The 25247-nt window shown below is 67.6% G+C and carries 26 protein-coding genes; 14 read left to right on the forward strand and 12 right to left on the reverse strand.

Annotated features, from left to right (window positions below; translation table 11 throughout):
• Window positions 1-30: 30 nt before the first annotated feature.
• Window positions 31-2595 (forward strand): bifunctional lysylphosphatidylglycerol flippase/synthetase MprF, encoded by a 2565-nt coding sequence (mprF, locus tag V3B46_RS03795; protein ID WP_329891168.1) that lies wholly within the window; start codon window positions 31-33, stop codon window positions 2593-2595.
• A 328-nt stretch (window positions 2596-2923) separates the two neighbouring features.
• Here mprF and V3B46_RS03800 read toward each other — a convergent pair whose 3' ends face one another.
• The 4 genes from V3B46_RS03800 to V3B46_RS03815 all read right to left on the reverse strand — a co-directional run bounded on the left by V3B46_RS03800 (window position 2924) and on the right by V3B46_RS03815 (window position 5789).
• A complete protein-coding gene (locus V3B46_RS03800) occupies window positions 2924-4270 on the reverse strand; it encodes a virulence factor family protein (RefSeq protein WP_329891169.1) in 1347 nt (448 codons plus the stop codon).
• A 78-nt stretch (window positions 4271-4348) separates the two neighbouring features.
• The gene (locus V3B46_RS03805; RefSeq protein ID WP_154353108.1) at window positions 4349-4966 is read right to left on the reverse strand and encodes a DUF998 domain-containing protein; all 618 of its coding nucleotides are present in this window, start codon (window positions 4964-4966) and stop codon (window positions 4349-4351) included.
• Window positions 4963-5136, reverse strand: a complete 174-nt coding sequence (locus V3B46_RS03810; protein ID WP_049398321.1) for an oxidoreductase-like domain-containing protein — start codon at window positions 5134-5136, stop codon at window positions 4963-4965. Before V3B46_RS03810 ends, V3B46_RS03805 begins: the two co-directional genes overlap by 4 nt.
• A 50-nt stretch (window positions 5137-5186) precedes the next feature.
• The gene (locus tag V3B46_RS03815; protein ID WP_329891170.1) at window positions 5187-5789 is read right to left on the reverse strand and encodes an HD domain-containing protein; all 603 of its coding nucleotides are present in this window, start codon (window positions 5787-5789) and stop codon (window positions 5187-5189) included.
• 228 nt (window positions 5790-6017) lie between these two features.
• Here V3B46_RS03815 and V3B46_RS03820 point away from each other — a divergent pair, with 228 nt between their 5' ends.
• On the forward strand, window positions 6018-7172 hold the full coding sequence (locus tag V3B46_RS03820) for a tetratricopeptide repeat protein (protein WP_329891171.1): 1155 nt from the start codon (window positions 6018-6020) through the stop codon (window positions 7170-7172).
• Between the two features lie 6 nt (window positions 7173-7178).
• On the opposite strand, the gene V3B46_RS03825 is transcribed toward V3B46_RS03820, so the two are convergent.
• Window positions 7179-7514, reverse strand: coding sequence for a zinc ribbon domain-containing protein YjdM (locus tag V3B46_RS03825; RefSeq protein ID WP_010482882.1), 336 nt, complete (start codon window positions 7512-7514; stop codon window positions 7179-7181).
• Window positions 7515-7705: 191 nt separating this feature from the next.
• On the opposite strand from V3B46_RS03825, the gene V3B46_RS03830 reads away from it, so the two are divergent.
• The 3 genes from V3B46_RS03830 to V3B46_RS03840 all read left to right on the forward strand — a co-directional run bounded on the left by V3B46_RS03830 (window position 7706) and on the right by V3B46_RS03840 (window position 9784).
• On the forward strand, window positions 7706-9067 hold the full coding sequence (locus tag V3B46_RS03830; RefSeq protein ID WP_032129362.1) for an Hsp70 family protein: 1362 nt from the start codon (window positions 7706-7708) through the stop codon (window positions 9065-9067).
• Window positions 9068-9296: 229 nt separating this feature from the next.
• Window positions 9297-9590 carry a YkgJ family cysteine cluster protein gene (locus V3B46_RS03835; RefSeq protein WP_053462562.1) on the forward strand — a complete coding sequence of 98 codons (294 nt, stop codon included), beginning with the start codon at window positions 9297-9299 and terminating at the stop codon, window positions 9588-9590.
• Window positions 9591-9601: 11 nt separating this feature from the next.
• Window positions 9602-9784, forward strand: coding sequence for a hypothetical protein (locus tag V3B46_RS03840; RefSeq protein WP_005410566.1), 183 nt, complete (start codon window positions 9602-9604; stop codon window positions 9782-9784).
• 49 nt (window positions 9785-9833) lie between these two features.
• Here the strand turns inward: V3B46_RS03840 and V3B46_RS03845 are convergent, their stop codons facing one another.
• From V3B46_RS03845 to V3B46_RS03855, 3 genes are read right to left on the reverse strand one after another with little or no spacing between them, the layout of a single operon-like run.
• On the reverse strand, window positions 9834-10715 hold the full coding sequence (locus V3B46_RS03845; protein WP_329891172.1) for a DUF4097 family beta strand repeat-containing protein: 882 nt from the start codon (window positions 10713-10715) through the stop codon (window positions 9834-9836).
• Window positions 10716-10727: 12 nt separating this feature from the next.
• The gene (locus V3B46_RS03850) at window positions 10728-11261 is read right to left on the reverse strand and encodes a hypothetical protein (protein WP_164171718.1); all 534 of its coding nucleotides are present in this window, start codon (window positions 11259-11261) and stop codon (window positions 10728-10730) included.
• Window positions 11258-11836, reverse strand: coding sequence for an RNA polymerase sigma factor (locus V3B46_RS03855; protein ID WP_329891173.1), 579 nt, complete (start codon window positions 11834-11836; stop codon window positions 11258-11260). Before V3B46_RS03855 ends, V3B46_RS03850 begins: the two co-directional genes overlap by 4 nt.
• Window positions 11837-11962: 126 nt before the next feature.
• Here V3B46_RS03855 and V3B46_RS03860 point away from each other — a divergent pair, with 126 nt between their 5' ends.
• Complete coding sequence (locus tag V3B46_RS03860) at window positions 11963-12142, forward strand: hypothetical protein (protein ID WP_154353112.1); 180 nt, start codon at window positions 11963-11965, stop codon at window positions 12140-12142.
• A 35-nt stretch (window positions 12143-12177) separates the two neighbouring features.
• Window positions 12178-12771 carry a mechanosensitive ion channel family protein gene (locus V3B46_RS03865; RefSeq protein ID WP_154353113.1) on the forward strand — a complete coding sequence of 198 codons (594 nt, stop codon included), beginning with the start codon at window positions 12178-12180 and terminating at the stop codon, window positions 12769-12771.
• A 535-nt stretch (window positions 12772-13306) separates the two neighbouring features.
• On the opposite strand, the gene V3B46_RS03870 is transcribed toward V3B46_RS03865, so the two are convergent.
• Window positions 13307-13573 carry a DksA/TraR family C4-type zinc finger protein gene (locus V3B46_RS03870; RefSeq protein ID WP_154353115.1) on the reverse strand — a complete coding sequence of 89 codons (267 nt, stop codon included), beginning with the start codon at window positions 13571-13573 and terminating at the stop codon, window positions 13307-13309.
• 159 nt (window positions 13574-13732) lie between these two features.
• Window positions 13733-14290 carry a DUF2058 domain-containing protein gene (locus tag V3B46_RS03875; RefSeq protein WP_329891174.1) on the reverse strand — a complete coding sequence of 186 codons (558 nt, stop codon included), beginning with the start codon at window positions 14288-14290 and terminating at the stop codon, window positions 13733-13735.
• A gap of 62 nt (window positions 14291-14352) precedes the next feature.
• On the opposite strand from V3B46_RS03875, the gene V3B46_RS03880 reads away from it, so the two are divergent.
• The 3 genes from V3B46_RS03880 (at window position 14353) to V3B46_RS03890 (ending at window position 17292) form a co-directional block, all read left to right on the forward strand.
• Window positions 14353-14853 (forward strand): M48 metallopeptidase family protein, encoded by a 501-nt coding sequence (locus V3B46_RS03880; protein ID WP_329891175.1) that lies wholly within the window; start codon window positions 14353-14355, stop codon window positions 14851-14853.
• 47 nt (window positions 14854-14900) lie between these two features.
• Window positions 14901-15599: an RNA pseudouridine synthase gene (locus V3B46_RS03885; RefSeq protein ID WP_154353117.1), complete on the forward strand. Its 699-nt coding sequence runs from the start codon at window positions 14901-14903 to the stop codon at window positions 15597-15599.
• Window positions 15600-15726: 127 nt separating this feature from the next.
• A complete protein-coding gene (locus V3B46_RS03890; RefSeq protein ID WP_329891176.1) occupies window positions 15727-17292 on the forward strand; it encodes a phospholipase D family protein in 1566 nt (521 codons plus the stop codon).
• Window positions 17293-17295: 3 nt separating this feature from the next.
• On the opposite strand, the gene V3B46_RS03895 is transcribed toward V3B46_RS03890, so the two are convergent.
• Window positions 17296-18372: an HDOD domain-containing protein gene (locus tag V3B46_RS03895; protein WP_329891177.1), complete on the reverse strand. Its 1077-nt coding sequence runs from the start codon at window positions 18370-18372 to the stop codon at window positions 17296-17298.
• A gap of 278 nt (window positions 18373-18650) precedes the next feature.
• Here V3B46_RS03895 and V3B46_RS03900 point away from each other — a divergent pair, with 278 nt between their 5' ends.
• Window positions 18651-19748, forward strand: coding sequence for a Glu/Leu/Phe/Val dehydrogenase dimerization domain-containing protein (locus V3B46_RS03900; protein WP_010482852.1), 1098 nt, complete (start codon window positions 18651-18653; stop codon window positions 19746-19748).
• Window positions 19749-19792: 44 nt separating this feature from the next.
• Here V3B46_RS03900 and V3B46_RS03905 read toward each other — a convergent pair whose 3' ends face one another.
• On the reverse strand, window positions 19793-22633 hold the full coding sequence (locus V3B46_RS03905) for a S8 family serine peptidase (RefSeq protein WP_329891178.1): 2841 nt from the start codon (window positions 22631-22633) through the stop codon (window positions 19793-19795).
• Window positions 22634-22816: 183 nt separating this feature from the next.
• Between V3B46_RS03905 and V3B46_RS03910 the strand changes: the two genes are divergently transcribed.
• From V3B46_RS03910 to V3B46_RS03920, 3 genes are all read left to right on the forward strand, one after another.
• Window positions 22817-23992, forward strand: coding sequence for a thiolase family protein (locus V3B46_RS03910; RefSeq protein WP_010482849.1), 1176 nt, complete (start codon window positions 22817-22819; stop codon window positions 23990-23992).
• A gap of 124 nt (window positions 23993-24116) precedes the next feature.
• Window positions 24117-24458 carry a hypothetical protein gene (locus tag V3B46_RS03915; protein ID WP_004153024.1) on the forward strand — a complete coding sequence of 114 codons (342 nt, stop codon included), beginning with the start codon at window positions 24117-24119 and terminating at the stop codon, window positions 24456-24458.
• A gap of 157 nt (window positions 24459-24615) precedes the next feature.
• Window positions 24616-25026, forward strand: a complete 411-nt coding sequence (locus tag V3B46_RS03920; protein ID WP_014647982.1) for a hypothetical protein — start codon at window positions 24616-24618, stop codon at window positions 25024-25026.
• Window positions 25027-25247 lie beyond the last annotated feature (221 nt).

Below are 25247 nucleotides of genomic sequence, written 5' to 3' on the forward strand. Positions count from 1 at the left end.
CCTCGCCCCTCCTGCCGCACCCTTGCGCCGATGACCGCCCCCGTCGATTCCACCACTGCCTCTTCCACGCCAACCTGGAAGCGGGTTGCCACCATCGTCATCCCCCTGCTGATCCTCGCCCTGGCCCTGCACGGCTTGGCCAACGAGTTCGACGAGCACGGCTATCGCGCCATCCGCCAGGCGTTCCGGCAGCTCAGCGGCACGCAGATCGCGCTCACCGTGGTACTCGGCCTGGCCAGTTACGCCTGCCTGATCGGTTTCGATGCCATCGGCCTGCGTCGCAGCGGCATCCGCGTGCACCCCGCGCGCGTCGGCATCACCGCATTCCTTGCGCACACGCTGGGCCAGACCGTGGGTTTTGCCGCGTTGACCGGCGGCGCGGTGCGCCTGCGTGGCTACCGCAGCGCCGGCCTGGACCTGGCGCAGATCGGCCAGGTGGTGCTGATGAGCACGCTCGGTTTCGTATTCGGTGCATGGCTGTTGATCAGCGTGGCACTCTGCATGGAACCGGCGGCGGCGGCCTTGGCCTTGCCGTTGAATCCCGATGCCGTGCGCGTGGTCGGCATCGTCGCCCTGGTCGCCTATCTAGGCACCGTGCTGCTGGTCGGCCGCGAAGGACGGCAGTTCAGTGTGTTCGGTCATGCCTTGTGGCTGCCCGACCGCCGCACCATGATCGGTGTCACCGTCCTCAGCGTCATCGAGCTGGTGCTGGCCAGTGCCGCGTTCTACGTGCTGCTGCCGGACTCCACGCCCACCGGTCTGCCAGGCTTCGTCGGGCTCTACCTGGTGGCAGTGCTGGCCGGCCTGGTCTCCACCGTGCCCGCGGGCCTGGGTGTGTTCGAGTGGAGCCTGCTGAAGCTGTTGCCGCAGGTGGCACCGGCAGCGGTGCTGGCGGCGGCGCTGATCTACCGCGTCACCTACTACGTGCTGCCGCTGCTGCTGGCCACCCTGCTCGCCCTTGCGCCTGCCCTGCGGCAGCCGCTGCAGGCCAGCGCCGGAGCAACGCGTGCCGGCTGGAACGCGCTGCGCCCGTGGCTGCCGCAGATCATCGCGCTGGCGGTGTTCAGCATCGGCGCCGCGCTGGTCATCGACGGCACGCTCCCGACGCCTCGCCGTCACCTGGTCAATGCCTCGCTGCCGATCCTGGAGACATCCCATCTGATCGGCAGCCTCAGCGGCGTCGCACTGCTGCTGATCGGCCAGGGCCTGGCCCGGCGCAGCCATGCGGCGTGGATGCTGGCGATGGCGGTATGCGTGATCACCCCGCTGCCGCTGTGGCTGCGTGGTGGCCAGCTGTTGATCGCGGTCTCGGCAGTGCTGGTGGCGATGGCACTGTGGGCCGCACGCCGCGAGTTCTACCGCCAGGGTGCGCTGCTGGACGAAGCCTGGTCGTGGCCGTGGCTGCGCAATCTCGGCCTGGTGCTGGTTGCGGTCACCTGGCTGCTGTTCTTCACCTACAGCCATGTCGAATACCAGAACGAGCTGTGGTGGCAGTTCGCGGTGTCGGGCAATGCACCGCGCGCACTGCGTGCGTTGCTGGTGGTCGCCATCGCGCTGGTGATGTTCGGCCTGGCGCGGCTGCTGCACAGCACGCGCAGCCCACTGCGCCCCGCCGACGAGGCCACGTTGCAGTCGCTGGCGCCGGTATTGGCCGGTGCCACCGATACCCAGGCCTGCCTGGTGCTGACCGCCGACAAGGCGGTGCTGCGCGATGATGCGAAACAGGGCTTCGTGATGATGCAGCGCTACGGCGGTTCGCTGATCTCGATGGGCGATCCGGTCGGCCCGCCTGACGTGGCGCGCGAGTTGATCTGGCGCTTCCGCGAGGAAGCCGACCGGCTGGGCCTGCGCCCGGTGTTCTACCAGGTGGGCGAGACCTACTGGCAGACCTACCTCGACCTGGGCCTGGGCCTGGTCAAGCTGGGCGAGGAAGCGATGGTGCCGCTGCATGACTTCGGCCTGGAAGGCCGCGAACGCGCCGATCTACGCCAGGCCTGGAACCGGGGCAAGCGCGGTGGCCTGTCCTTCCGCGTGGCACCGGTGGAGGAAATTCCCAGCCTGCTGCCGCGCCTGCACGCAATTTCCAATGCATGGCTGGAAGACAAGGCCGGCGATGAGAAGGGCTTCTCGCTGGGCAGCTACGACCCGGATTACCTGGTGCGCTTCCCGGTGGCGCTGGTCGAGGCCGAGGGCCAGATCGTGGCGTTCGCCAACCTGTGGCAGGCACCGGCCGGCGCCGAGCTGTCGGTCGACCTGATGCGCCACGTCAACGAAGCACCGAAGGGCACGATGGACTTCCTCTTCATCGAACTGTTCCTGTGGGGCCGCGCGCAGGGCTATGCGCGTTTCTCGCTGGGCATGGCACCGTTGTCCGGGCTGGCACAGCATCGGCTGGCCGGTCGCTGGAACCGACTGGCCGGCCTGCTGGCGCGGCACGGCGAACGCTTCTACGGGTTCAGCGGCCTGCGCCGCTTCAAATCAAAGTTCGATCCGCAGTGGCGGCCGCGCTATCTCGCCGCGCCCGGCGGCATGCATCTGCCGGCCGCGCTGCTGGATGCCACGCGCCTGATCTCGCTGGATCCGCGGCGGAATTGACGCCCCTGATCCGCCGGGCATGGCCCGGCGCTACCTGCCGCCTGGTAGGTGTCGACCTTGGTCGACATGCTCGACGCTACATGCGCCTGGTAGGTGTCGACCTTGGTCGACACGCTCGACGCTACATGCGCCTGGTAGGTGTCGACCTTGGTCGACACACTCATCCCGCGGCGCCTTCAGCCCCAGCGCCGACCAAGGTCGGCGTCTACCAACAGCCGTCGAGCGTGGCTCGACGCTACATCGCCTGGTAGGTGTCGACCTTGGTCGACACGCTCATTCCACGGCACCTTCAGCCCCAGCGCCGACCAAGGTCGGCGTCTACCAAAGGCTACAGCCCGCCCTTCAGGATCACTTCGGCCAGGCGGTCGTAGTCACCCCCGAAATGGTGATCGCCCGGCAGCTTCACCTTCCTCACTCCGTCATTGGCCGGCAGGTCCGGGCACAGCGCGTCGTCATCCTTGTCGCCATACACGCACAGCGTTTTTTCCGCCGGCAGCCTGGCCACTTCCGGTGCGATCGGCAGGCCGTCGCCGCCACCGCCCAACCAGTTGCTGACATGGAATTCGAAGTCGGCCTTCCTGCCCACCGACAGCAGCACGATGCGCTCCAGCGCCTCACGGGTGCCGGCGTCGAGCTGGTTGATGGTGGCCGGCAGCACGTCGGCGCCCTGCGAGAAACCGATCAACATCACCTTGTCGCGGTGCCACTGCTGGCGGTAGTGGTCGATGATCTTCTGAAGGTCGCCCGCAAAGCCCTTCGGTGTGCGCTCGCTCCAGAAGTAGCGCAGCGAATCGATGCCGACGACCGCCACGCCATGCTCGTTGAGTGACGACGCCACGTTCTTGTCCAGGCCAGCCCAGCCACCGTCACCGGAGACGAACACCGCCAGCGTATCGCCGCTGCCGGTCGCCGGCATTTCCACCACGGGCAGGCCCTTCAGTGCAGCAGGCGGCGGTGCCAGGCTGACGCCGGCCTGCGCGCCGATCACCCGTGCCGCAGCCACCAGGCCCGGTGACGCATCACCGCGCGCAGTACGCTTGAACTCGCGCGCCATCGCGACCTGCTGCACGAACGCGCTGGCCTGGCCGACCTTGCAGCCGCGGTCACCGGCCGCGCTCAACCACGGAAAATTCAGTTCGGCCGGCTGCAGCCTGTCGTGCTTCACACCATCACCGCAGACCATGCGCTGGTGGTTGTGGTCCGGGCAGAAGCCGGTGGTCAGTACACCGGCGAACACCTGGGTATCGGCCTGCGCTGCCAGCGAATAGGCCATCTCGGCACCTTCGCCATCACCACCGACCAGCGGCAGGTGGTAGCCGGGCAGATGCAGCGAGGCCTGCAGCCAACGTGAGAAATTCTCGACGTCACCGGAACCGAATGAACAGGTCGGCTCCCCCTCGCGCTTGAGCACACCGCGCAGGTGCGCAATGTCCACTGCCGCGACCAGCGCGCCATCGGCACGCAGGGCCTCGATCGGCAGGCGGCTGGTGTCACCACCGGCCGTGGGTTCGTGGAACCAGATCACCACCCGTTGCGGCGTGCCGGATGGCATGTGCACCGGAATCTGCTCGAACCGCCCATGGCTGAACTGCTGCGGGGTCACGGCCGCCGTTGCCGGCAGCGCGGCCAGCGCCAGTACCATACCCATTGCCCTGCCCAGCCCTGCACGCTTCATATCGCATTCCCGATGGAATGCGCACACGATACGCCGCCGCCGCGTGCACGGCACGTACCGGCGCAGGCCGTTGGGGATTCAGTGGGCTGCGGCCCGACGGCTGCGACGGTACAGGGCCATCGCCAGATACAGCAGCCAGCCAACGATCACCGCGATCACCGCTTTCTGTCCCAGCCCACGCGGTGGTCCACCACGCCACAGCACATGCAGCCACAGCAGCACGAAGGCCAGCCATGCCCAGCCCCAGAGCAGGCCCGCAGCGGACTGCCAACCCGGTTCGCGGCGCAGGTACCAGGCCTGCAGCAGCATGCCGACGCTGGCACACAGGAACGCCGTGTTGGCTGCCAGCCCATGGATGAACGGTGCCAGCAGCGGTGTTGCTTCAGGCAGCCAGCTGTCGCCGATGGCGACCGTCGCCAGGCCCAGCGCGGAAACCGTGAACAGCAGTGGTGCGGCCGCACTGCGCCGCGGGCCGATGCTGCCGCGATACAGCGCAATGCCAAGTGCGGCAATGGCCAGCGCCAGCAGGCAGTAGGCAGCGCGCAATGCCAGCCCCCACGGCCCGTGCAGGTACAGGCTCAAGGTCGCCCGCACCCAGTCCAGATCACTGCGCGCGACCTGGGTCCACAGCGCGGTGGCCACGAACAGCACCAGTGCCACCATCGCCAGCACCGCCGCCGGGCGTGCACGGCTCATGGTGCGGCCTCTGGATGCCGCGTCTTCCACTCGGCCAGCGCCTTGCGGTAGCGCTGCAGCTCATCGGAATACAGGTCCAGCACACACAGCGGGCAACCACTGCCGCAGCATTCGTTGGGGCCGGGTTCTTCCGGTGGCAGCGGGCGGGGATCGGGATCAGGGACGGACACGGTCGGAAACGGCAGTCATTGGAAACAGGTCACCAGTGTACCGGGCCGGCTCAAACGCCCAGCTGACGTCGCAGGTTGTCACGGGCGGCCGCGTCCAGGCGCTGGTGGAAGAAGTCGCTGAGGAAGATCCGCGGAGCGCGCAGCAGGCCCTGCAGGAAGCGGCGACGACCGGCACGGTACAGGAAGCCCGGCACCACCCCTTTGTATTCTTCGGCCACGCCACGGTCATAGGCTGCGAACACCGGCTCCGGCGCGGACAGGATCGCCATGTCGCAGTCCAGGAACAGCGCCGCCTCGGCATCCACATCCTCCGGACCAAGCGCGCCGTGGCGGGCGGTCAGCAGGATCAATTGCTCCACGCGAGCGGCGTCGACACTGGCAAGCTCTGGCGCCTGTGCGATCGCCTGCAGAGCCAGCTGCGCCGAACGCGCCTCGTTGTCCTTGCGCCCCGCCTGATAGATCGCATCGTGATAGAGCACGGCCAGATAGATCTCGGCCGGCTGCTTCCAGCCGGGGCCGTCGGCGACCTCCTGGCAGTGCTGCAGCACCGCGCGCACATGGCCGAAGTGGTGGTAGGCCCGTGGCGGCGTTGCATAGCTGTCCTGCAGCGCCTGCCACTGCGCCGGGGCAAGCGTCAGCGGTGAGAAGTCCATGACCGGATCATCCCGCCTGTGCCGGCGCCGGGCAAGCTGGCGGTTTTTTCACCACACACTCACAACGCTTGCCGGGCGGGACCCGGAGCCAGTTGTCCACAGCTTTGTCGAGCGCTGGTCCACACCGGTTGTGGATGAACGCGGCGCCGACCAACGGTCGCTGCAGCCGGACATCCATGGGCATACACTCGCCACAGGCGGGAGCGCCCGCCGCTGCCGGGAACCGTCATGTACCGTTCTGCCGCCCATTGCCTCACTCTTTCGCTGCTGGCCTTCTGTGCTCCTGCCTTCGGCGCAGGCCAGGCACCGCCCGCCGATGTGGTGACGACCCCGACCATCACCGTGTCTGCCGCACGTGTGCCGACCCCGGAAGAAGTGTTCGCCATTCCCACGGACCTGCGTGCGATGCTCCAGAAGCAGGTGATCCAGCGCAGCTACTCCCGCGACCAGCGGCTGCAGGCGCTCGTGGAGATGATCTTCGACCAGCACGGGCTGGACCTGCAGTACGACGCCAATGCGACCTACACCGTCAGCGATATCTGGCAGCACCGCCGCGCCAACTGCCTGGCCTTCACCCTGCTGTTCGTGACGCTTGCGCGGGAGGCTGGCATCCAGGCCCGCGTGCAGGAAGTCGGGCAGGTGGTGTCCTGGTACCAGGACCAGGACGCGGGCGTGGTCTACAGCGTCGGCCACGTCAACGCCGGTGTCGACGTCGGTGGGCGTTTCGGTACCGTCGATCTGGATCGCAATGTGCTCTATGACCGCCGCGGGCCGGTTCCCGTCAGCCGTGCGCGGGCGTTGGCGCACTTCTACAACAACCGGGGTGCGGAGCGCCTCGCCGACGGTGATTTCGTCGGCGCGCGTGCATTCTTCGACGCGTCCCTGGCTCAGGACAGCGGGTTCGCTCCGGTGTGGAACAACCTCGGCGTGCTCGACCACCGCGAAGGCAACAACGAGGCGGCGCGGCAGGCGCTGGACCGATCGCTGCAGCTGGAAGGCCGCCAGGATGCCGCACTGACCAATGCCTCCGCGCTGTTCCGGAGCCTGGGCTTGACCGCGCAGGCGCAGTCAATTGAGCGCCGGTTGAAGTCGGTGCAGCGCGAAGACCCGTTCGCGCAGTACATGTTCGGCGCCAAGGCCGAACGTGCCGGCCAGCTGGACCAGGCGATCCGCTATTACCGGCAGGCCGTGCGCCTGTATGACACCGCGCATCAGTTCCACTTCGGGCTGGCACGGGTCTATTTCCTGGCTGGCCAGCTCAAGCGCGCCGATCGCGAACTGCTGCGTGCACAGGAACTGGGGGGCGCGCCGGAGCAGGCGCGCTACCAGGCCAAGCTGGACAGCCTGGCCCGCTGGCGCGCGCAGCAGCAGGCCAAGCGCTGAAGGCGATCAGGCCTTCTTGAGGAAGCAGGTCTTCAGGACCAGGCCCTTGATCTTGTCCGAGTTGCCTTCGATGTGCTCGGCGTCATCCTCGACCAGGCGGATGTTGCGGATCACGGTGCCCTGCTTGAGCGGGATCGAGGAGCCCTTGACCTTCAGGTCCTTGATCACGGTGACGGTGTCGCCGGCCTGCAGGGTGTTGCCGTTGCTGTCACGCACGACCAGGGTGGAACCGGCGCTTTCCTCGGCGGTCCATTCGAAACCGCAGTCGGCGCAGATCCACAACGCACCATCGGCGTAGGTGTTTTCCAGCGTGCACTGCGGGCAGGCGGGGGCAGAAGACATCAGCAAGTACCTCAAAGTGAATCAACAGCCGCCATTGTAACCACCTGGCTCCCTGCCCTTTTCCGGCCAGCGCCCGGCCGCTCGCATGACCCGATCCGGAACCCCCATCCAGAACAGAAGGCCGCAGGAACTTGCAGTCGGCGGCGAACTGCAGCAGAGTGCGCGGCCCCTGATCGCCCCCGGAACTCCCCATGCGCCTCGGCATCGACTTCGGTACCAGCAACTCCGCCGCCGCCATCGTGCATGAGGGGAAACTGCTGCCGATCCGCTTCGGCGACGCCGAGCAGTTCCGTACCAGCGTGTACTTCCCTGGCGTGGTGCCCGACCCGGATGACTTCCAGCTCGACGCCGGGCAGGAACACGAGCTGCAGCAGATGATCGACAGCGCCGCACGCGCGGCCCGCGCCGCCGGCCAGGAACGCACGCCGCAGGCGCTGCGCCGCGAAGCCCTGCGCGCACTGCGCCGGGAATGGATGGAAGCCCGCGCCGGCAAGGAGCGCAGCGCCAGCGACCTGCTGCAGAACGCGGTGTACGGCGACGACGCGCTGGAAGCCTATTTCGAGGAACACGAAGGCAACCTGGTGCAGAGCCCGAAGTCGATGCTGGGCTACAACCTGCACCCGCGCGCGAAGCAGACCATCACCGGCATCGCCGCGCACATCCTCGAGCACATCCGCCTGACCGCCAGCGCCCAGCTTGGCCAACCGCTGCGTGCCGCCCTGCTCGGCCGCCCGGTGCAGTTCCGCAGCTCGATCGGCGCGGCCGGCAACGACCAGGCGCTGGACATCCTGCGCGAAGCCGCCACCCAGGCCGGTTTCGACCAGATCGATTTCCTCGAGGAACCGGCCGCGGCGGCCATGCATTACCACGCCGAAAGCCGCGAGCGGCACCAGGCGGTGATCGTCGACATCGGTGGCGGTACCACCGATATCGCCCACGCCGAGGTTGGTGGCGATGCTGCGCCGCGCATCCACCGCGCCTGGGGTATCGCCCGTGGCGGTACCGACATCGATCTGGCGCTGAGCCTGTCCAGCTACATGCCGCTGTTCGGCCGCGGCATCACCCGCGTGCCCGCCCACCACTACGTGGAAGCCGCCACCGTGCAGGACATGACGCGCCAGCGCGACTTCCGCCAGCACAAATACGACCATGTCGACGAACCGTGGGGCGCGCGCCTGCAGGCCCTGCAGGACACCGGCAATACCGCCCGCCTGTACCGCGATGTCGAACGCGCCAAGATTGCCCTCAGCGCCGCCAGCGAGCACCGCAGCACGCTGGACTACATCGCCCGCGACCTGCATGCCGACAGCAGCGCCGACGGCCTGGCGGCCGCAGCCCATGGCTACCTGGAGCAGATCCGCGAGCTGCTGGCCCAGGTCCGCAGCGACATCGGCGGCGACCCGGACGCGGTGTTCCTGACCGGCGGCATGTCCCGTGCCGGCTACCTGCGCCAGGCCGTGGCCGAGGCCTTCCCGGGGGCCCGCATGGTCCACGGCGAGCCCTCGCTGGGCGTGGTCCAGGGCCTTGCGCTGGCGGCAGCCAGCCAGGATTAACAAAACGTTACGCGGTCTAAGTTACTCTTGGTCGGCTAGAACCCCGCTGCACCTTCCGCCGGCCACGCCGGTGTGTGTCCACGGTGCAGCCTGGCCCGCCCTGCGGGCCTAGCGGCCATGCCTTCCTGGCTCGTTCATGGTCCGCGCAGCACCTGAGCCGCCATCGAGACCCGCTTTGGGCACCCGCCAGGCCCCTGTGGCCTTACAACCTGACGCAGCACCTGCACCCATCGACTGCCGCCGTTGTGACGCGGTCTGTTGCCGGCTGCCCGTGCTGCTGCAGCCCGGCGACCACGTGCCCGGCCAGTTCCTGTCACGCGACACCCACGGCCGTGCCGTGATGGCGCGCAACGAGGAAGGCTGGTGCGCGGCGATCGATCCCTATCACCTGCGCTGCACGATCTATTCGCAGCGCCCGGCGATCTGCCGCCAGTTTTCGATGGGCGGCGATGACTGCCGCCGCGAGCGGCAGGACTACCTGCGCCAGGCCGATGCCTGGGCGCTTTCCTCCCCTTCCACCTGACAGGAGCAACCATGCCCCGCAAGGCAAAGACCCCCGCGAAGGCCAGCAACAGCATCCGCAGCGAACGCAAGGGCGCGGCCGCCAGCACTGTGGTCAGCAGCGATTCGATCGCTTCGGACCTGGCAGCGTTCCGCAAGGCCGGTGGCAAGATCGAAGTCCTCGGCACCACCTGGGCGCTGAAGAAAGCCAGCTGACCCAGTACCGACCGCGGCGGCGCTGCCGCCGCGGCCTGCCGGATCACGTTCAGCGGTCCAGGCGTACCCGCACACTGCCCGAATGCGACTCGATGCGGATGTCACCGTCACCGCCGCCCAGTCGTGCGTCCAGTCGGCTGCCCGGTCCATAACGCGGCCGCTCCACCTGCCCGGCGTCACTGTTGATCGAACCACTGAAGCTGTTCACCGACAGCTGTGCCGACACAGTGCGCGGCAGGCGCAGGTTGACCGATGCACTCACCGACTCGACATTGATCCGGCCACCCGGTGCCAGTCCGGTCGCCGCCAGGTCAATGCCACCGGATACCGTCTCCACCGCCAGCCGCTGGATGCGTCCAGCGTCGACATCGACCCGGCCCGATACAGTCTGCGCACCGATATCACCTGACACTCCCCCGCCCGCCTCGATGCGGCCACTAACCGTGTTCACGTCCAGCTGGGGCGTCTGCAGGCGCGCAGTGACATCGCCGCTGACCGTGTTGAGCTTGCTGTCACCACTGCGTCCGGAGGCGACGAGATTGCCGCTGACCGAGTCGGCCTGCAGGCGGCGCACATCGATGCCGCTGATGTCCTGGTTGGCACTGATGGTGCTCAACCGCAGTTCGACCGCACGAGGCACGTTCAATACCAGCGTGGCGCCGCCATTGTTGTTGCGGTTCGGATACTCGATCTCCCAGCGCACGCGGTTGGCACTCTTCTCCTGCCGCAGCTGCAGGCCATCGCTGAGAGTGCCGGTCAGCTGTACATCATTGCGATCCCAGCCGCGCACGGTCACCTTGCCAGCCACGTTGCTCAGCTCGATACGGCCGCCTGAGGCCACATTGTGGCGCTCATTGATCTGGGTATCGGCCAGCGCCACGGCCGGCACCAGCAACAGGGCCACGCAGCAGAAAATCAAGGGTCGGATCATGGGGGTTCTCCTTCAGGTCGTCAGGCCAGCAGCGGCGGCTTGTGCCGCCTGCCGGGTCAGTTCCAGCCGCAGCGAATAGGTCCGCTTCAGCTGGCCAAGCAGGTGCGGGGCGCGCGGATCCTGCGCCATCGCCGCACGGATCTGAGCCGCACTCTCATCAAGTTCGAGCAATGCCGGCTGCCACTCCGCCGCACGCCCATCGGGCAACGAGGCTACGGCCTGCCGGTACTGCTCGGTCATTGCCGCCGCCTGCAACTGCAGCGGGGACAACGGCGGTGCATCCGGTGGTGCATGCCGCCACGGTGCCACCGCGTACAGCGCAAGACTGGCGGCCAGTGCAGCCCCCACCGGCAGCCACCAGCGGCGCCGCGAGCGGATCGGCAGGGCCACCACGTTGTCGCCCGGCGCAGGTGCCGCCTGCGGTTCACGCGGCGGCAGCTGCGCCGACAGGCGTGCCCAGCCATCGGTGGGTACGCTGCGTTCGGTCGGCAGCGCGCGCAGCCGGGCCAGCAGATCGTGGTCGGAATCGTGGTCGTGTGTACTCATGTCATGTCTCCCAGCCGTGCGCGCAACAGGCCGCGCGCACGATGCAACTGTGCCTTGGAACTGCCGACGGCCATCTGCAGCTGTTCGGCGATTTCCTGGTGTTTCCAGCCTTCGATGTCGTGCAGTACCAGTACCGCACGTGCCCGTGGCGGCAGTGTCGACAGTGCCCGTTCGAGGTCGCGTTCGGTGCCGGCGCAACGATCGTGCACTGCCAGCTCCTGCAACTCTCCGTCCACTTCGTCGAGGCTATCGTGATCCTGCCCGCCCGCTCGTCCGCGCAGCTCCATCAGTGCCGCGTTGACGCCCAGGCGATGCAGCCAGGTCGACAGGCTGCTCTCGAAACGGAAGCCCGGCAGCGCCTTCCACGCCTGCAGGAACGCTTCCTGCAGCGCGTCCTCGGCGCGTGCCTGCTGGCCGCCACACAGCCGCCACAGCACAGCGAATACACGGGGCGCGTGGCGCCGGTACAGCAGTTCGTAGGCAGCGGTATCACCGGCCGCCGCCGCCCGCACCAGGGCGGGTTCATCAACGGCGTCGTTGGCGGCAGGCGGCGCGGGCATGGTGGTGTCGAGCATATCGCTTGGATGCGGCAACCCGGGAAAAGGTTTAGAGCCCATCCACGATCGATGGCATGCAACCTTTTGGGTGGCTGCTGCATCCATGAAAGGTCCTTCGCGAAATTGCCGTCCAGGAGTCCTGCCATGTCCAGCCCATCCTGCGCCGCCCTGCTGGTGATCACCGCCTGTGTCCTGCTGCAGGCGCTGGGCCTGTCACTGCAGCTGCGTCCCGACTATGGCCGCGCCTGCCTGCAGCAGCACCGCCAGGAGCTGGTGTGCGTGGCCTGGAACCCGGCGGTCGAATCCCCCGCACGCGCCGGGTAACATCAGGGGCCGTTCCCGCCGCCTGTTTTCGCCCCATGATGTTGTCGCTGAAGGATCACCTGCCCGCCTGGACCCACCCGTGGTTGACCTACGCCGGCGTAGCGCTGCAGATCGTACTGGTGCTGCTGGTCGCATGGCTCCTGCGCGTGCTCGCCCGTCGCCTGATCCGCCGCTTCGCCGAGCACTACACGCTGCCGCCGGAGATGGTGATGGGTGCGCGCAGGATCACCAGTTTCGTGGTCTATTTCAGTGCCCTGCTGTACATCCTCAGCCTGCTCGGCGCGAAGCCGTCGGTGCTGTGGACCGCGTTCACCGGCTTTGCAGCCGTGGGCGCGGTGGCCTTCTTCGCGGCGTGGAGCGTGCTGTCCAACATTTTCTGCACGCTGCTGATCTTCACCACCCGCCCGTTCCGCCTGCACGACTACATCGAGGTGCTGGAGAACGGCGAGAAGCCTGGCCTGAAGGGCCGGGTGATCGACGTGAACCTGATCTACACCACGCTGCAGGAAACCGGCGACGGCCACGAGGGCACGGTGCTGCAGCTGCCGAACAACCTGTTCTTCCAGCGCACGGTTCGCCGCTGGCGCGACCCGGCGCAGGCCCCCGGCGGCATCCAGGGCGACGGCTGAGAGTGGTTTTCGGCAGGGCTGCGCCCTGCACCCGCTACGAGCTGGAGCAACAGCACCAGCTACAGCCGAAGCAACAGCAAAAGCTGGCTTCCTGTGGGATGGCGGAGTGGGTCCGGTGGCGGGAGACGCCGTAAACCCGGCCAGGGGGGCTTGGCCGCGGCATCCATGCCGCGGACACTCCCGCCACCGGACCCACCCCGCCTTCGACAGATTTCCACGATCTGCCGGAACGGCACGGGGTCGGATCCCGTTGCTACGCAACGGGCTCTGACCCCAATTTGACTATCGATATCTGACAGATTTCATCCATGCATGGCGTGGATCTATCAGATCCAGGAAATCTGTCAGAGGTGGGACGGTGTGGGTAGGCAGGACCGTTGGCGCCATGGATGGCGCCATCGAGCCCCCATGGAAGGGTTTACGGCGTGTCCTGCCTGCCCACACCGTCCCGCCATCCCACTGAATGCCAGCTATTGCTGTTGCCCTGGCTTGAAGCATCTGCAGGTGCAGGGCTGCAAGCCCTGCCGAACAACCTCTACCTCAACTGGCTGTCCTTGCTGCCGCGCCGGTTGTAGCCGGCATGCGCCTGCACTTCGTCATCATGCGCCTGCTGGCACGCCACGCACAGCCGTACCCCGGGCACGGCCTGGCGCCGCGCCAACGGGATCGGCGCGTCGCATTCCTCACAATGTTCCAGACCAGGACCCTCGCGCAGCTGGCGCCGCGCGCGGGCGATCGCATCGTCGACGGTGGCGTCGATCTGGTCCTGGACCGCGCCGTCTCCCGCCCAACCGGTGGCCATGACCATCCTCCGCAGGTGTGTCGCCTGATATGGGGACGATACACCGCGCAGTAAACGGTAGCGCCGAGCCATGACCGGCGGGCCTTCAGCAAGCTGAGCAGAAGGCAGACGGGCCGGATCAGGCCATTTACGGCTTAATCCCCTCCGTCCCCTTTTTGCTTACCAGACCAGGTCGTCCGGCACCTGGAACTGCGCGTAGTAGGCGTCGTCCTCGGCATTACCGGTGGAGATCTCGGCGGTCGAGCCCGGCTGGCCATGGTCGACGATGATCGCCTCCGGGGCGCGCTCACGCACCTTCTCGGCAGCAGCACGCGGCAGCAGGACATAGCCCTCGCCGTGGGCGACGATAACCAGCACGCCGACCGACAGCGCCTTGCGCAGCTTGGGGTCGATCAGCAGGGTACGGATCGCCGCGCCGTCGCTGAAGCGGTACTCGTCGTCGCCCTTGTGGGGAACGGCGTGGGCCGTGATGATCTGCCTGGCCTGGGCCTTCTGTTCAGCCTGCCTGGCCTGGGCATTGCGTTCGGCGGCCAGTGCGCGGTCGCGCTCGACCTTCTCGGCGCGGGCACGTTCAGCCTCGCGCTGGACCTCGGCCGAGGTCGATTCGGCCTTGCCCTGGCGGGCCTTGGCCTGCGCGCTCGCGGCAGCGCTGGCCTGCGACTTCTTGGCCAGGCCGGCCTTGAGCAATTGTTCCTGCAGCGCGTTGGGCTTTGCCATGGTCGATGCGTACCGCGTGTAATCTTGGATGCCCCATTCTACCGACGCCCCGCCGCCCCTGCATGGCAGTCCTGAAGTACCTCACCGGCTATCCCGAACCCCTGGTCGCCCAGGTCAGTGAACTGCTTGCGCAGGGCAAGCTCGGCCCCTGGCTGCAGCAGCGCTATCCCGATCCGCACGAGGTGCGCAGCGACCGCCAGCTGTACGACTACACGCAGGAGCTGAAGGACCGCTACCTGCGCAAGTCGGTGCCGCTCAACAAGGTCTGCTACGACAACACGCTGGAAGTGATCAAGCACGCGCTGGGCACCCATACCGCCATCTCCCGCGTGCACGGCGGCCGCCTCAAGGCCAGCCGCGAGATCCGCATCGCCACCGTGTTCCGCCAGGCACCAGCGGCGTTCCTGCGCATGATCGTGGTGCATGAACTGGCCCACCTGAAGGAAGCCGAACACAACAAGGCCTTCTACCAGCTGTGCCAGCACATGGAGCCGGAGTACCTGCAGCTGGAGTTCGATACCCGCCTGTACCTGACCGAGCTGGCCAACCGCGGCCAGCGCTGACCGGCCGCAGCAGCTACACTGCGCGCCCCCTGCCTGACCTTTCCGCCATGGAACCGATCCGTCTCGACAAACGCCTGTCCGCCCTGCTCGGCATCCCGCGCGGCGAAGCGCGACGCTACATCGAAGGCGGCTGGGTCACGGTCAATGGCGACGTGGTGGAACAGCCGCAGCGCCCGGTCGATGACAGCGCGGTGATCGTCGTGGCCGAGCAGGCCAGCGATGAAAAGGCCGAGCGGGTCAGCATGCTGCTGCACAAGCCGGCAGGCGTTGCCGCTGAAACCCTGTGTGCGCTGGTCAGCAGTGACAGCCGCAGCGAACTTGATGCCAGCGACATCCGTCCGCTGCAGCGTCACTTCCACGGCCTGCAGCTGGCCGCCTCGCTTCCGGCCAGCGACAGCGGCCTGGTGGTGGTCAGCCAGGACCCGGCCACGCTGGCCCATCTGCAGCGCAATCTGGGCCGCACCGAACAGGAATACCTGATCGAAGTGGCCGAAGGCGGTCCCGAGCGCGGCCCGTGGCTGATGGCGCGGCTGCAGCAGGAATCGGGCGGCGCCAAGGTCAGCTGGCAGAGCGAGCAGCGCCTGCGCTTCGCCGGCAAGGGCCTGACGGCCAAGGGCCTGCGCGTGGCGGTCACCGCTGCCGGCCTGCAGGTCGCGGCCGTGCGTCGGCTGCGGATTGGCCGCGTGGCACTGGGACCGCTGCCTGCGGGGCAGTGGCGTTACCTGGGCAGTGACGAGCGGTTCTGACCGCGAAGTCCCTGTCATCCAGGCATGGCGTGAGGTTGCCTGGAGAAGCCATCCACGCATGGCCTGGATCTACGGCGATAGGTCTGTTGGCTTTCATCCACGCACGGCGTGGATCTACCATCGGGGCATGAGCCTGCCCAAGCCCCTGTGGCGACGCCTGCTGCGCGTCGCTGCGATCATCCTCGCCGCGCTGTTGCTGCTGGTCCTGTCCGGGCTGCTGCTGGCCGACCACCTCACCCCGCAGGCACAGGGCGCACCCTCGCATATGCTGCCACTGCAGCCGGCGCAGACCCGCATCGACCAGCAGATCGTGCCGCTGCAGGACGCACACCCCGGGCAGTCCGGCGTGGCGTTCCTCAGTGATGGCATGGATGCCTTCGCCGCACGCGCGATGATCACCGCGCACGCAGGCCGCAGCCTGGACCTGCAGTACTACATCTGGCACGACGACCTGATCGGCCATCTGATGGCCAAGGCGCTGTACGACGCCGCCGAGCGCGGCGTGCGCGTGCGCATCCTGCTTGACGACATGAACGCCAAGGACAAGGACGCGTTGATGATGGCGCTCGATGCACATCCGAACATCGAGATCCGCCTGTACAACCCGTTCCGCAACCGCAGCGGCATCGCGCGCACGCTGGAGCTGGTGCAACGCGCTTTCAGCGTGAACCACCGCATGCACAACAAGAGCTGGATCGCCGACGGCCGCATCGCGATCGTCGGTGGCCGCAACATCGGCGAGGAATACTTCAGCGCGCGCGACGATGTGAACTTCCAGGACCTGGATCTGGTGGTGGCCGGCCCCGCCGTGCAGCAGGCCAACCAGATCTTCGACGACTACTGGAACAGCAGCACGGCGATCCCGATTTCCGCGCTGGCCTCGTATACCGAGGCACAGTTGCAGCAGCTGGTACGGCAGTCGGACCTGGATGCCATGCATGCCAAGGCACAGCCCTACCTGCAACGCGTGGCCGAGTCGCGCGCGCTGCAGCGACCCAGCCCGGAACCGCTGCACTGGAGCGCGAACGTGCGCATCGCTTCGGATCCGCCGATGAAGCACCGCGATGACGATCGCCGCGGCTGGCTGGTCAGCCGTCTCAGCGACGAGTTGCGCAGCACGCGGCGCAGTGCGCTGTTGATCTCGCCCTACTTCGTGCCCGGCAACGATGGGGTCGAGGCGCTGTCGGCGCTGGCCGCACGCGGCGCGCAGGTGGGCGTGGTGACCAACTCACTGGCCGCCAACGACGTGGCAGCGGTACACGGCGGCTACATGGGCTACCGGGTGCCGCTGCTGAAGGCCGGCGTGCAGCTGTACGAACTGAAGGCGCACGGCCAGCCGGATACCAGCCTGTTCGGCAGCAGCGGCGCCAGCCTGCACACCAAGGCGTTCGTGGTCGATGATCGCCGCGGCTTCGTCGGTTCGTTCAACCTCGACCCGCGCTCGGCCTACCTCAATACCGAGATGGGCGTGTTGTTCGACGACCCGGTGCTGGGGGCGCAGCTGCGCGATGAATACCTGCGCCTGGCCGGCCCGGAGCACAGCTGGTGGCTGGCGCTGGGGCGCAATGATGACCTGCGCTGGCTGGAGCGGCAGCCACCGCCGCACTGGGTGGAGGCCGAACCCGGGGCCAGCCTGGGCAAGCGCTGGACCGCGCGGGTGATCAGCTGGCTGCCGGTGGAATCGCAGCTGTAGCGCTCAGGGCGCAGGACCCGCCTCTTCCTGTCCGGCGTCATCCCGTGTTTCCACGCTGCGCCCATGCAGGCGCCGCCAGATCCAGCGCAGGGCATGCGGCGGCGCCGAAGGCAACTGTTCAAGCAGGGCCAGCATGCGGCTTTGGCTGGCATGTCCGTGCCGGCACAGCAGGCTGGCCGCTGCGGCCGCGCTGGCCAGGCGCAGGCTGTCGGCCAGCGGGCCATCCGCCTCGGGCGCCAGCGCCTGGTGCACCGGCTCGGGCAGCTCCCAAGCCGCAGCCACGCGTTGCGCCAACGGCAGCGACCACTGCTGGAGCAGCTGCAGCGCCAGCGCCGGTTCCACCGTTTCATCGCGTTCCTGCGCTTCCTGCAGCAGCTGGCGCATCACCAGCGCGGCCCCCAGCCCCTGTACCAGGCCCAGCCACTGGGCGGCGAAGGCATCGCCGAAAGTGACCGTGCGCGCGTGGTCAGCGGCTGCGCGCGAGGCCAGCAGTGCGTGCTCCCAGATGATCGTGCTGAACTGCGGAAACACCTCGCACTGCACCTGCATCACCGGCTGCACCAGAACTGCGCTGATGATCTGTCGCACGCCTTCGGTACCAACCAGCGTCACCGCCCGCTGCAGGCTTTCCACCGGGCGCTCGTGCACCTTGTAGGCCGGGCTGTTGGCGATGCGCAGCAGGTTGCCGGTCAGCACCGGGTCCTGGCCGATGATCGCCGCCATCACCCGCGCCGACGCAGCATCGTCGTTGACCGTCTGGATCAGCTGCGGCAGCAGTTGCGGGCGGCGCGGCAGCTGACGGGCCGCCCAGTCCCGGTCCTGCAGCGCGCGCGCCACCGCCTCGCCCAACCCCGCGGCCTGCACCGCTGTGGATTCACCGGCCAGGCGCGGGTACAGGGCCAGCGCATGCAGGCCACGCTGCAGATGTGCAGCGATCTCGGCCGAGGGCAAAGCCTCGCCCTGCAGGCTGGCCGCAGCCGCCGCCACCGCCTGCCGCGACGCCGCCGCCAACCGGGACGGTGCCGTCCCGGTCGAGCGCGCCAGCCAGCCACGCAGTGATCGCCACCAAGCCGGCGTCATCGCCGCCCGCCCTGTCGTTGTGGTGCCCTTGCCGTCACTGACCGCCCTGCCTCTTCACGCGAATCCGGCCACCCGCCGTCGTCGCAGCATCGGCCGAACTTTCATCTTCTTTAACCGGAAGGCCGCCGATGTCGACGGCACCGGCCGGGGGAATGGACTAGAATGGCGCCGCGCGACCCGTCCCCCTGCACCGACGACGTCGCTTTTTTTGTTTTGGGACCCTACCGTTCACTGGCCGTTCGCTGCAGTTCGCCGCTGATCGCGCCATCGGAGACGCCATGCTATTCGAAACCCTCGCCACCACCGGCCACGAACAGGTGGTGTTCTGCCACAACCACGACGCCGGCCTGAAGGCGATCATCGCCATCCACAACACCACCCTCGGCCCGGCCCTGGGCGGCGTGCGCATGCGCCCCTACGCCAGCACCGACGAGGCGCTGGCCGATGCGCTGCGGCTGAGCCGGACGATGACCTACAAGAATGCACTGGCCGGCCTCAACGTAGGTGGCGGCAAGGCGGTGATCATCGGCGACCCCAAAGTGGACAAGACCGAGGTGCTGTTCCGTGCCTTCGGCCGCTATGTCGATTCGCTGGGCGGGCGCTATATCACCGCCGAGGACGTCGGAACCGACGTCAACGACATGGAGAACATCTACCTGGAAAGCCAGTTCGTGACCGGCGTGCACCAGGTCCATGGTGGCTCCGGCGATCCCGCCCCGTTCACCGCCTACGGTGCGCTGCAGGCACTGATGGCGTCGATGCGCTTCAAGTTCGGCCATGAGGAAGTGGGCAAGACCAGCATCGCCGTGCAGGGCCTGGGCCACATCGGCATGGAACTGGTGAAGCTGCTGCGCGACCGCGGTGCCAAGCTGTATGTCACCGACCTGGACAGCGCGCTGGTTGATCGCGCGGTCAGCGATTTTGGCGCCGAAGCGGTCAAGCCGGATGAGATCCACGAGGTAAACGCTGACGTGTTCGCACCGTGCGCGCTGGAAGGTGCGATCAACGCCGACACGCTGCCGCGGATCAAGGCGAAGATCATCTGCGGCACCGCCAACAACCAGCTGTCGAGCCTGGAGATCGGCGACGAGCTGCATGCGCGCGGCATCCTGTATGCGCCGGACTATGCAGTCAACGCCGGTGGCGTGATGAACGTGTCGCTGGAGATCGACGGTTACAACCGCGAACGCGCAATGCGCCTGATCCGCAGCATCTACCACAACCTCACCCGCATCTTCGAACTGTCGCAGCGCGAGAACATCGCGCCGCAGCGTGCCGCCGACCGCATCGCCGAAAGCCGCATCCTGTCGATCGGCAAGCTGAAGATGCCGCTGGGCCGCAGCACCCCGCGCCTGGGCAACCTGCGCGGCGGTTGAACCTGCCGATGTCGCGCCGGGCATGACCCGGCGCGAGCCGTCCTTCAGAAGCCGGTGCTGTAGCGCAAGGCGGCCTGCCGCGCACCTTCGCCACCAACACGCTGGTCGAAGCCCAGGCTCAGGCGGCCATTGCGGCCCCACCACGATTCCAGCGCCACGCCGATCAGCGCACTGCCGCGGGGCGCGTTCCAGCCCGCCAACGGCGCCCAGGCATCGACGCCGACGAAGCTGGCCTGCCAGTCCGCATCCGCACCATCAAGCCGTTGCTGCCATTCGGCATGCCCACGCAGCGTCCAACGCCCCCAGCCGCGCTCGCCGCGGATACCGGCCAACATCTGGCTGCGCTGCACGCGGTTGGCATCGCCCCGCAGGCCGAAGCCGAAACCGCCCAGCTCGTTGAAGGCATCGGTATCCACGCGCGTGGTGCTGGCACCCAGGTACGGTGTCAACGACGCACCCGAGCGCCCGAAACGATAACCACCTTCGACGCTGGCACTGCTGAAGCGTCCACCGTAACGTGCGGAAACACCATAGGCACCGGCGCCCAGCAGCAGCTGGCGGTCCAGCGCACGGATGAACTGGCCGCTGCCGACCTGGGCCAGCGCATAGCCCCGGCCCAGGTTCCAGCCGGCATACAGCTGCGCCTGCGCCTGGCGATCACGCCCACGATCGCCGCCGAAGCTGCTGCCACCATTGCTGCGGGTCTCGCCGAAGGCCACGCCCATCAGCCCATTGCTGCCCAGTGGCAGGTCCTGACCGGCCATCCAACCGCGGCTGTCGGCAGCGTTACCGGCAAAGCTACCCTGCCCCGCCTCACCCAGCGCGCTCTGCCAGGCCCCGCGCAGGCGCGGCGCAGCCTGCACGCGATCAAAACGCTCGGCAATCGCACGGCGTGACATGTCGATGCTGTCGAAGGTGGCCGACTCGGCACGCGCATGCGCCTGCCCGGACAGGCTCTGCAGGCTGGCGGCCAAGCCCTGCGGGCCACCGCCGGTCCACTGCAGGGCACCGGCCGCTGCACCAAAGGCCGATCCCTGCAGGCCTGCGTTTTTGTCCAGCGCTGCGAATGCACCCTCCAGGCGCTGTGCTGCCGCCTGGGCGGAAGCCCCCAGCCCGCTGGCCGCTGCGGTGACGCTGACCTGGGTCAGGTTCAACCACGCGTTGTTGCTGTCATAGCCGTAGCTGCTCTGCAGCAACGACAGCCCCTGCAGGCCACTGGAGGTAGCCGGCGTACTGAAGGCGCCACTGAGTCCACCTGCCGCATGGATCAGGTCCTGCCGGCTGCCGTTCTGTGGCACGTAGCCGGAAACGAAGCCATGCACGCGCACGCCACCATCGATCGTTGCATTGCCGGTGACCTGCAGCGCATTGGCGCCCAGTGCGATCATCAGCTGTGCGCCGGCCTGCTGGGTGTAGTTGCCCTCGATGGTGCCGGTAGTGTTGCCGGTGGTGAGGAATACGCTGCTGCCGTTGAGCACATTGCCGATAACGCGGGGCGTGCCGCCATTGAACTGCATGCCGGTCGAATCCGGATCGGACTGGCCGAGGATGGTCACGTTGGAACGGATCACGCCACCGTTCTGCAGCGACAGGATGCCGCGTTCGATGCGGGTGGCACCGGTGTAGCTGTTGTTGCCGGCCAGCACCAGGGTGCCCCCGCCCTGCTTGACCAGCCCGCCGCTGCCGACGATATCGTTGCGCCACGCCGAGCCGGTCGAGGCCAGATCCACGTTGGCGACCACATCACCCCAGTCGAAACGACCCGGACCGTTGATCGCACGACCGATGTCGAGCAGGCCGTAGCCGAACACCGGATCCACGCCCGGCGCGCCGATATCCTTGGCGGTACCCAGCAGGGTCTGCCGCACCAGATCGTTGCTGAAGTACGGGAAGCGCTCCCAGACCAGCGCTGCCGCACCGGAAATCAAGGGCGCCGCGAATGACGTGCCGTAGTTCCAGTAGTAGCTGCCACCGTTGGCATCGGGGTAGACCGCGCTGCCTGGCGCCGCCAGGCAGTAGCGGGCCGCCTGGCCACAGGCATTGGCATAGCTGGCCAGCGTACCGGGCGCATACGGATCCACGGCGGTGGCCACCAGCCAGCCGCGCTCCAGGTCGGCAGCCGGCAGCGTGCCGGCCACGCCCTGCTGGCTGGGCAGTGCGGCCAGGCTGCTCGGCTCGCTGCGGCCATCATTGCCCGCGGCGAACACCACCAGCCCGCCATGGTTGATCACGAAGGGGCGATATTCGGCGGCCACCTGCGCGGTGGTCGGCAGGTCGGTCCAGTACAGGCCGCCCCACGAATTGTTCATCACCTTCACGTTGTAGCTGATCAGGTCCTGGTGGACCTGCGCCACGCCCAGCGGGCCGCTGAAGGAATTGCCCTTGCCGCTGCCGTCATCGACGGGCGGCTTGTCGGCAATGATCCGTGCCGACACGATCTGCGCGCCCGGCGCGATGCCACCCGGCCAGGAGCCCGTTGCCGCGCCGGCGGCGAGGCTGGCCACGGCTGTGCCGTGGCCGACCACATCATCGACACCCAGATTGTTCCTGGCCGGATCGATGTAGTTGAGGTTGGCCAGCACCCGGCCATTCAACGCCACCGCATTGCGCTGCACGCCGGAATCGACGATGCCGATGCGCACGTTCTGGCCGGTCAGGCCGGCAGCCTGTGCGGCACGCGCATTGGTGACTGACAGATGCGCGTCGAAGGCCGGCTCCTGCGGTTTGACCGGGGGCGGCGGCGTCGGTGGCGGGGTAGTCGGTGGCGGCGGTGGTGGCGGGGTATCGATGCGCACGTTGCCGCCCCCGCCACCTCCACCACAGGCCGTCAGCGCTACCGCCAGCGCGGTTCCCAGGGCAGACCTCACCATCATCGTGCGTTCCATCGATTCCTTCCCATGAACGTTGTCCTGCCTTCATCCCGGCAGGCGTGCGGCCGCGCCCAGCGGCGGCCCTCCCCGACCCTCTATACTTGGGTCGACCCCCACGCAGTCTGCCGGGAAACCGGGGCACATCCAACGGCCCCCGGTCTCCTTTCCGAACATTGCTTACGCATCAACGAGATTGCCATGTCCAACATCGTCATCGCCGCCGCCAAGCGCACCGCCATCGGCTCCTTCCTCGGCCAGTTCAACGGCGTGCCGACCCCGACCCTCGGCGCGGCCGCCATCGCTGCCGCCCTGGAACAGTCGGGCATCCCGGCCAGCGACGTTTCCGAAGTCCTCATGGGCTGCGTGCTGCCGGCCAACCTCGGCCAGGCGCCCGCCCGCCAGGCGGCGATCGCTGCCGGCATCCCGCTGTCGACCGGTGCCACCACGCTGAACAAGGTGTGCGGCTCGGGCATGAAGACCATCATGCTCGGTCATGACCTGATCAAGGCCGGTTCGGCCAGCATCGTTGTCGCCGGCGGCATGGAATCGATGTCCAACGCGCCGCACATGCTGCCGAACTCGCGCACCGGCAACCGCTTCGGCAACTTCCAGGCGGTCGATCACATGGCCCACGATGGCCTGGTCAACGCTTATGACGGCAAGGCGATGGGTGAATTCGCCGAATGCGCCGTGGACAAATACCAGTTCAGCCGCGAAGAGCAGGACGCCTACGCCATCGAATCGGTCAAGCGCGCGCAGGCGGCGCAGGCCAACGGTGCGTTCGCCGATGAAATCGTCGCGGTGAAGGTCGCCACCCGCAAGGGCGAGGTCGAGGTCACCACCGACGAGCAGCCCGGCCGCTCGGACATCGCCAAGATCCCGACCCTGCGCCCGGCCTTCAAGAAGGACGGCAGCGTCACCGCCGCCAGTTCCTCCAGCATCTCCGACGGCGCTGCTGCAGTGGTCCTGCTGACCGAGGAAGATGCAGCCGCGCGCGGCATCACCCCGCTGGCCCGCATCGTGGGCCACGCGACCCATTCGCAGGAACCGGAGTGGTTCACCACCGCCCCGATCGGCGCGCTGCACAAACTGCTGGACAAGACCGGCTGGTCGCTGGACCAGGTCGATCTGTTCGAGATCAATGAAGCCTTCGCCGTGGTGGCGATGGCGCCGATGCGCGAACTGGGCATTCCCCACGACAAGCTCAACGTGAATGGCGGCGCCTGCGCACTGGGCCATCCGATCGGTGCCTCCGGTGCACGCCTGGTGGTGACCCTGGTCAACGCCCTGCGCACGCGCGGTGGCAAGCGCGGCATTGCCACCCTGTGCATCGGCGGTGGCGAAGCAACGGCTATCGCCATCGAATTGATTTAAATGGATTTAACGATGATTTCGCAAAAATGAATGCGGGATCGCTTGACACCCAATCTTGGCTTGTCATCATGTTGTCGGCGCGCAGCATGCGCGTTGCCTAATTCTAACGACGAGGATTCACACAATGAGCATCAACAAGCTGCTGGTCGCGATGTCCCTGGCTCTGGCCCTGGCCGCCTGCTCGAAGCAGGAAGCTGCCCAGGACGCCGCTGCTTCGGCCAACGAAGCCGCCACCGAAGCCCAGGCTGCTGCCGACCAGGCCGCCGCTGCTGGCGCCCAGACCGCCGACGCTGCCCAGCAGGCCGCTGACACCGCCGCCACCGCTGCTGACGCTTCGGTTGACGCTGCTGCCCAGGCTGGCGCTGCTGCCACCGACGCCGCTGCCGGCGCCGCTGCTGACGCTGCCAAGGCTGCTGAAGGCACCGCTGAGAAGGCCAAGGACGCTGCTGAAGAAGCCAAGAAGTAATAACTTCTTTCTTCACGCTGTTCTGGAAAAGCCGCTGGTTCGCCAGCGGCTTTTTCTTTTTTCGAATGCGCGCGACTGAGCCGCTGCATCGCGACCCCGTCTTCACAACGGCATGAATAGGCTGGCGTCCCCATCCATTGCAGTACCGGAGACCGCCATGAAGATTCGCCCGATCACCACCACCCTGCTGGCCGCCTCCCTGCTGCTGGCCCTGGCCGCCTGCAAGGGCCCGGAAGCCGAACAGGCCAAGCAGGACGCACAGCAGGCTGCCGACAGCGCGGGCGCTGCTGCCCGTGACGCCGTGGACAAGGCCGCCGAAGCCACCCGCGATGCCGCCGACAAGACCGCTGCCGCGTCCGAGCAGGCCGCCGCCGATACCCAGCAGGCGCTGGACAAGGCTGCAGACGCCACCGCCAACGCCGCCGACAAGGCCAAGGACGCCGCAACCGATGCCGCCGCACATGCCAGCGACGCCACCGCGAACGCCGCACAGAAGGTCGCCGACAAGGCCCGCGATGTCGCCAATGACGCCAAGGCCAACGCCGCCAAGGAAGAAGCCAAGCACTAAGCCCTACCGGCAGCCGAGCATCGGCTCGGCGCTACAGGAAAAGCCGCGGCACTGCCGCGGCTTTTCTGCTTTTCGCTCTGCTCTTCCTGTTGATTCCGTGGTGGACGGCACCGAGACCGTCCAAGGCCGCGCGGGTGGGTTGCGCAGGGGCGTGAGCCGCATGGATGCGGCGACCGAGCTTACATGGACGTACTTGCAGCGCCCCCTGCGCAACCCACCCG

Origin of the sequence: Stenotrophomonas sp. SMYL11, from assembly GCF_036320005.1 — a bacterium.
GTDB lineage: Bacteria > Pseudomonadota > Gammaproteobacteria > Xanthomonadales > Xanthomonadaceae > Stenotrophomonas > Stenotrophomonas maltophilia_A.

Excerpts from the sequence above, each read along its gene's own strand:
- V3B46_RS03815 (WP_329891170.1), bottom strand. The coding sequence starts at position 5,789 with ATGGACTTCTCACCGCTGACGCTTGCCCCGGCGCAGTGGCAGGCGCTG.
- V3B46_RS03855 (WP_329891173.1), bottom strand. The coding sequence starts at position 11,836 with ATGCTCGACACCACCATGCCCGCGCCGCCTGCCGCCAACGACGCCGTT.
- V3B46_RS03820 (WP_329891171.1), top strand. The coding sequence starts at position 6,018 with ATGTACCGTTCTGCCGCCCATTGCCTCACTCTTTCGCTGCTGGCCTTC.
- V3B46_RS03895 (WP_329891177.1), bottom strand. The coding sequence starts at position 18,372 with ATGACGCCGGCTTGGTGGCGATCACTGCGTGGCTGGCTGGCGCGCTCG.
- V3B46_RS03830 (WP_032129362.1), top strand. The coding sequence starts at position 7,706 with ATGCGCCTCGGCATCGACTTCGGTACCAGCAACTCCGCCGCCGCCATC.
- V3B46_RS03845 (WP_329891172.1), bottom strand. The coding sequence starts at position 10,715 with ATGATCCGACCCTTGATTTTCTGCTGCGTGGCCCTGTTGCTGGTGCCG.
- V3B46_RS03870 (WP_154353115.1), bottom strand. The coding sequence starts at position 13,573 with ATGGCCACCGGTTGGGCGGGAGACGGCGCGGTCCAGGACCAGATCGAC.
- V3B46_RS03915 (WP_004153024.1), top strand. The coding sequence starts at position 24,117 with ATGAGCATCAACAAGCTGCTGGTCGCGATGTCCCTGGCTCTGGCCCTG.
- V3B46_RS03850 (WP_164171718.1), bottom strand. The coding sequence starts at position 11,261 with ATGAGTACACACGACCACGATTCCGACCACGATCTGCTGGCCCGGCTG.
- V3B46_RS03900 (WP_010482852.1), top strand. The coding sequence starts at position 18,651 with ATGCTATTCGAAACCCTCGCCACCACCGGCCACGAACAGGTGGTGTTC.
- V3B46_RS03880 (WP_329891175.1), top strand. The coding sequence starts at position 14,353 with ATGGCAGTCCTGAAGTACCTCACCGGCTATCCCGAACCCCTGGTCGCC.
- V3B46_RS03840 (WP_005410566.1), top strand. The coding sequence starts at position 9,602 with ATGCCCCGCAAGGCAAAGACCCCCGCGAAGGCCAGCAACAGCATCCGC.
- V3B46_RS03800 (WP_329891169.1), bottom strand. The coding sequence starts at position 4,270 with ATGAAGCGTGCAGGGCTGGGCAGGGCAATGGGTATGGTACTGGCGCTG.
- V3B46_RS03825 (WP_010482882.1), bottom strand. The coding sequence starts at position 7,514 with ATGTCTTCTGCCCCCGCCTGCCCGCAGTGCACGCTGGAAAACACCTAC.
- V3B46_RS03905 (WP_329891178.1), bottom strand. The coding sequence starts at position 22,633 with ATGGAACGCACGATGATGGTGAGGTCTGCCCTGGGAACCGCGCTGGCG.
- V3B46_RS03865 (WP_154353113.1), top strand. The coding sequence starts at position 12,178 with ATGATGTTGTCGCTGAAGGATCACCTGCCCGCCTGGACCCACCCGTGG.
- V3B46_RS03910 (WP_010482849.1), top strand. The coding sequence starts at position 22,817 with ATGTCCAACATCGTCATCGCCGCCGCCAAGCGCACCGCCATCGGCTCC.
- V3B46_RS03805 (WP_154353108.1), bottom strand. The coding sequence starts at position 4,966 with ATGAGCCGTGCACGCCCGGCGGCGGTGCTGGCGATGGTGGCACTGGTG.
- V3B46_RS03885 (WP_154353117.1), top strand. The coding sequence starts at position 14,901 with ATGGAACCGATCCGTCTCGACAAACGCCTGTCCGCCCTGCTCGGCATC.
- V3B46_RS03920 (WP_014647982.1), top strand. The coding sequence starts at position 24,616 with ATGAAGATTCGCCCGATCACCACCACCCTGCTGGCCGCCTCCCTGCTG.
- V3B46_RS03890 (WP_329891176.1), top strand. The coding sequence starts at position 15,727 with ATGAGCCTGCCCAAGCCCCTGTGGCGACGCCTGCTGCGCGTCGCTGCG.
- V3B46_RS03875 (WP_329891174.1), bottom strand. The coding sequence starts at position 14,290 with ATGGCAAAGCCCAACGCGCTGCAGGAACAATTGCTCAAGGCCGGCCTG.
- V3B46_RS03860 (WP_154353112.1), top strand. The coding sequence starts at position 11,963 with ATGTCCAGCCCATCCTGCGCCGCCCTGCTGGTGATCACCGCCTGTGTC.
- mprF (WP_329891168.1), top strand. The coding sequence starts at position 31 with ATGACCGCCCCCGTCGATTCCACCACTGCCTCTTCCACGCCAACCTGG.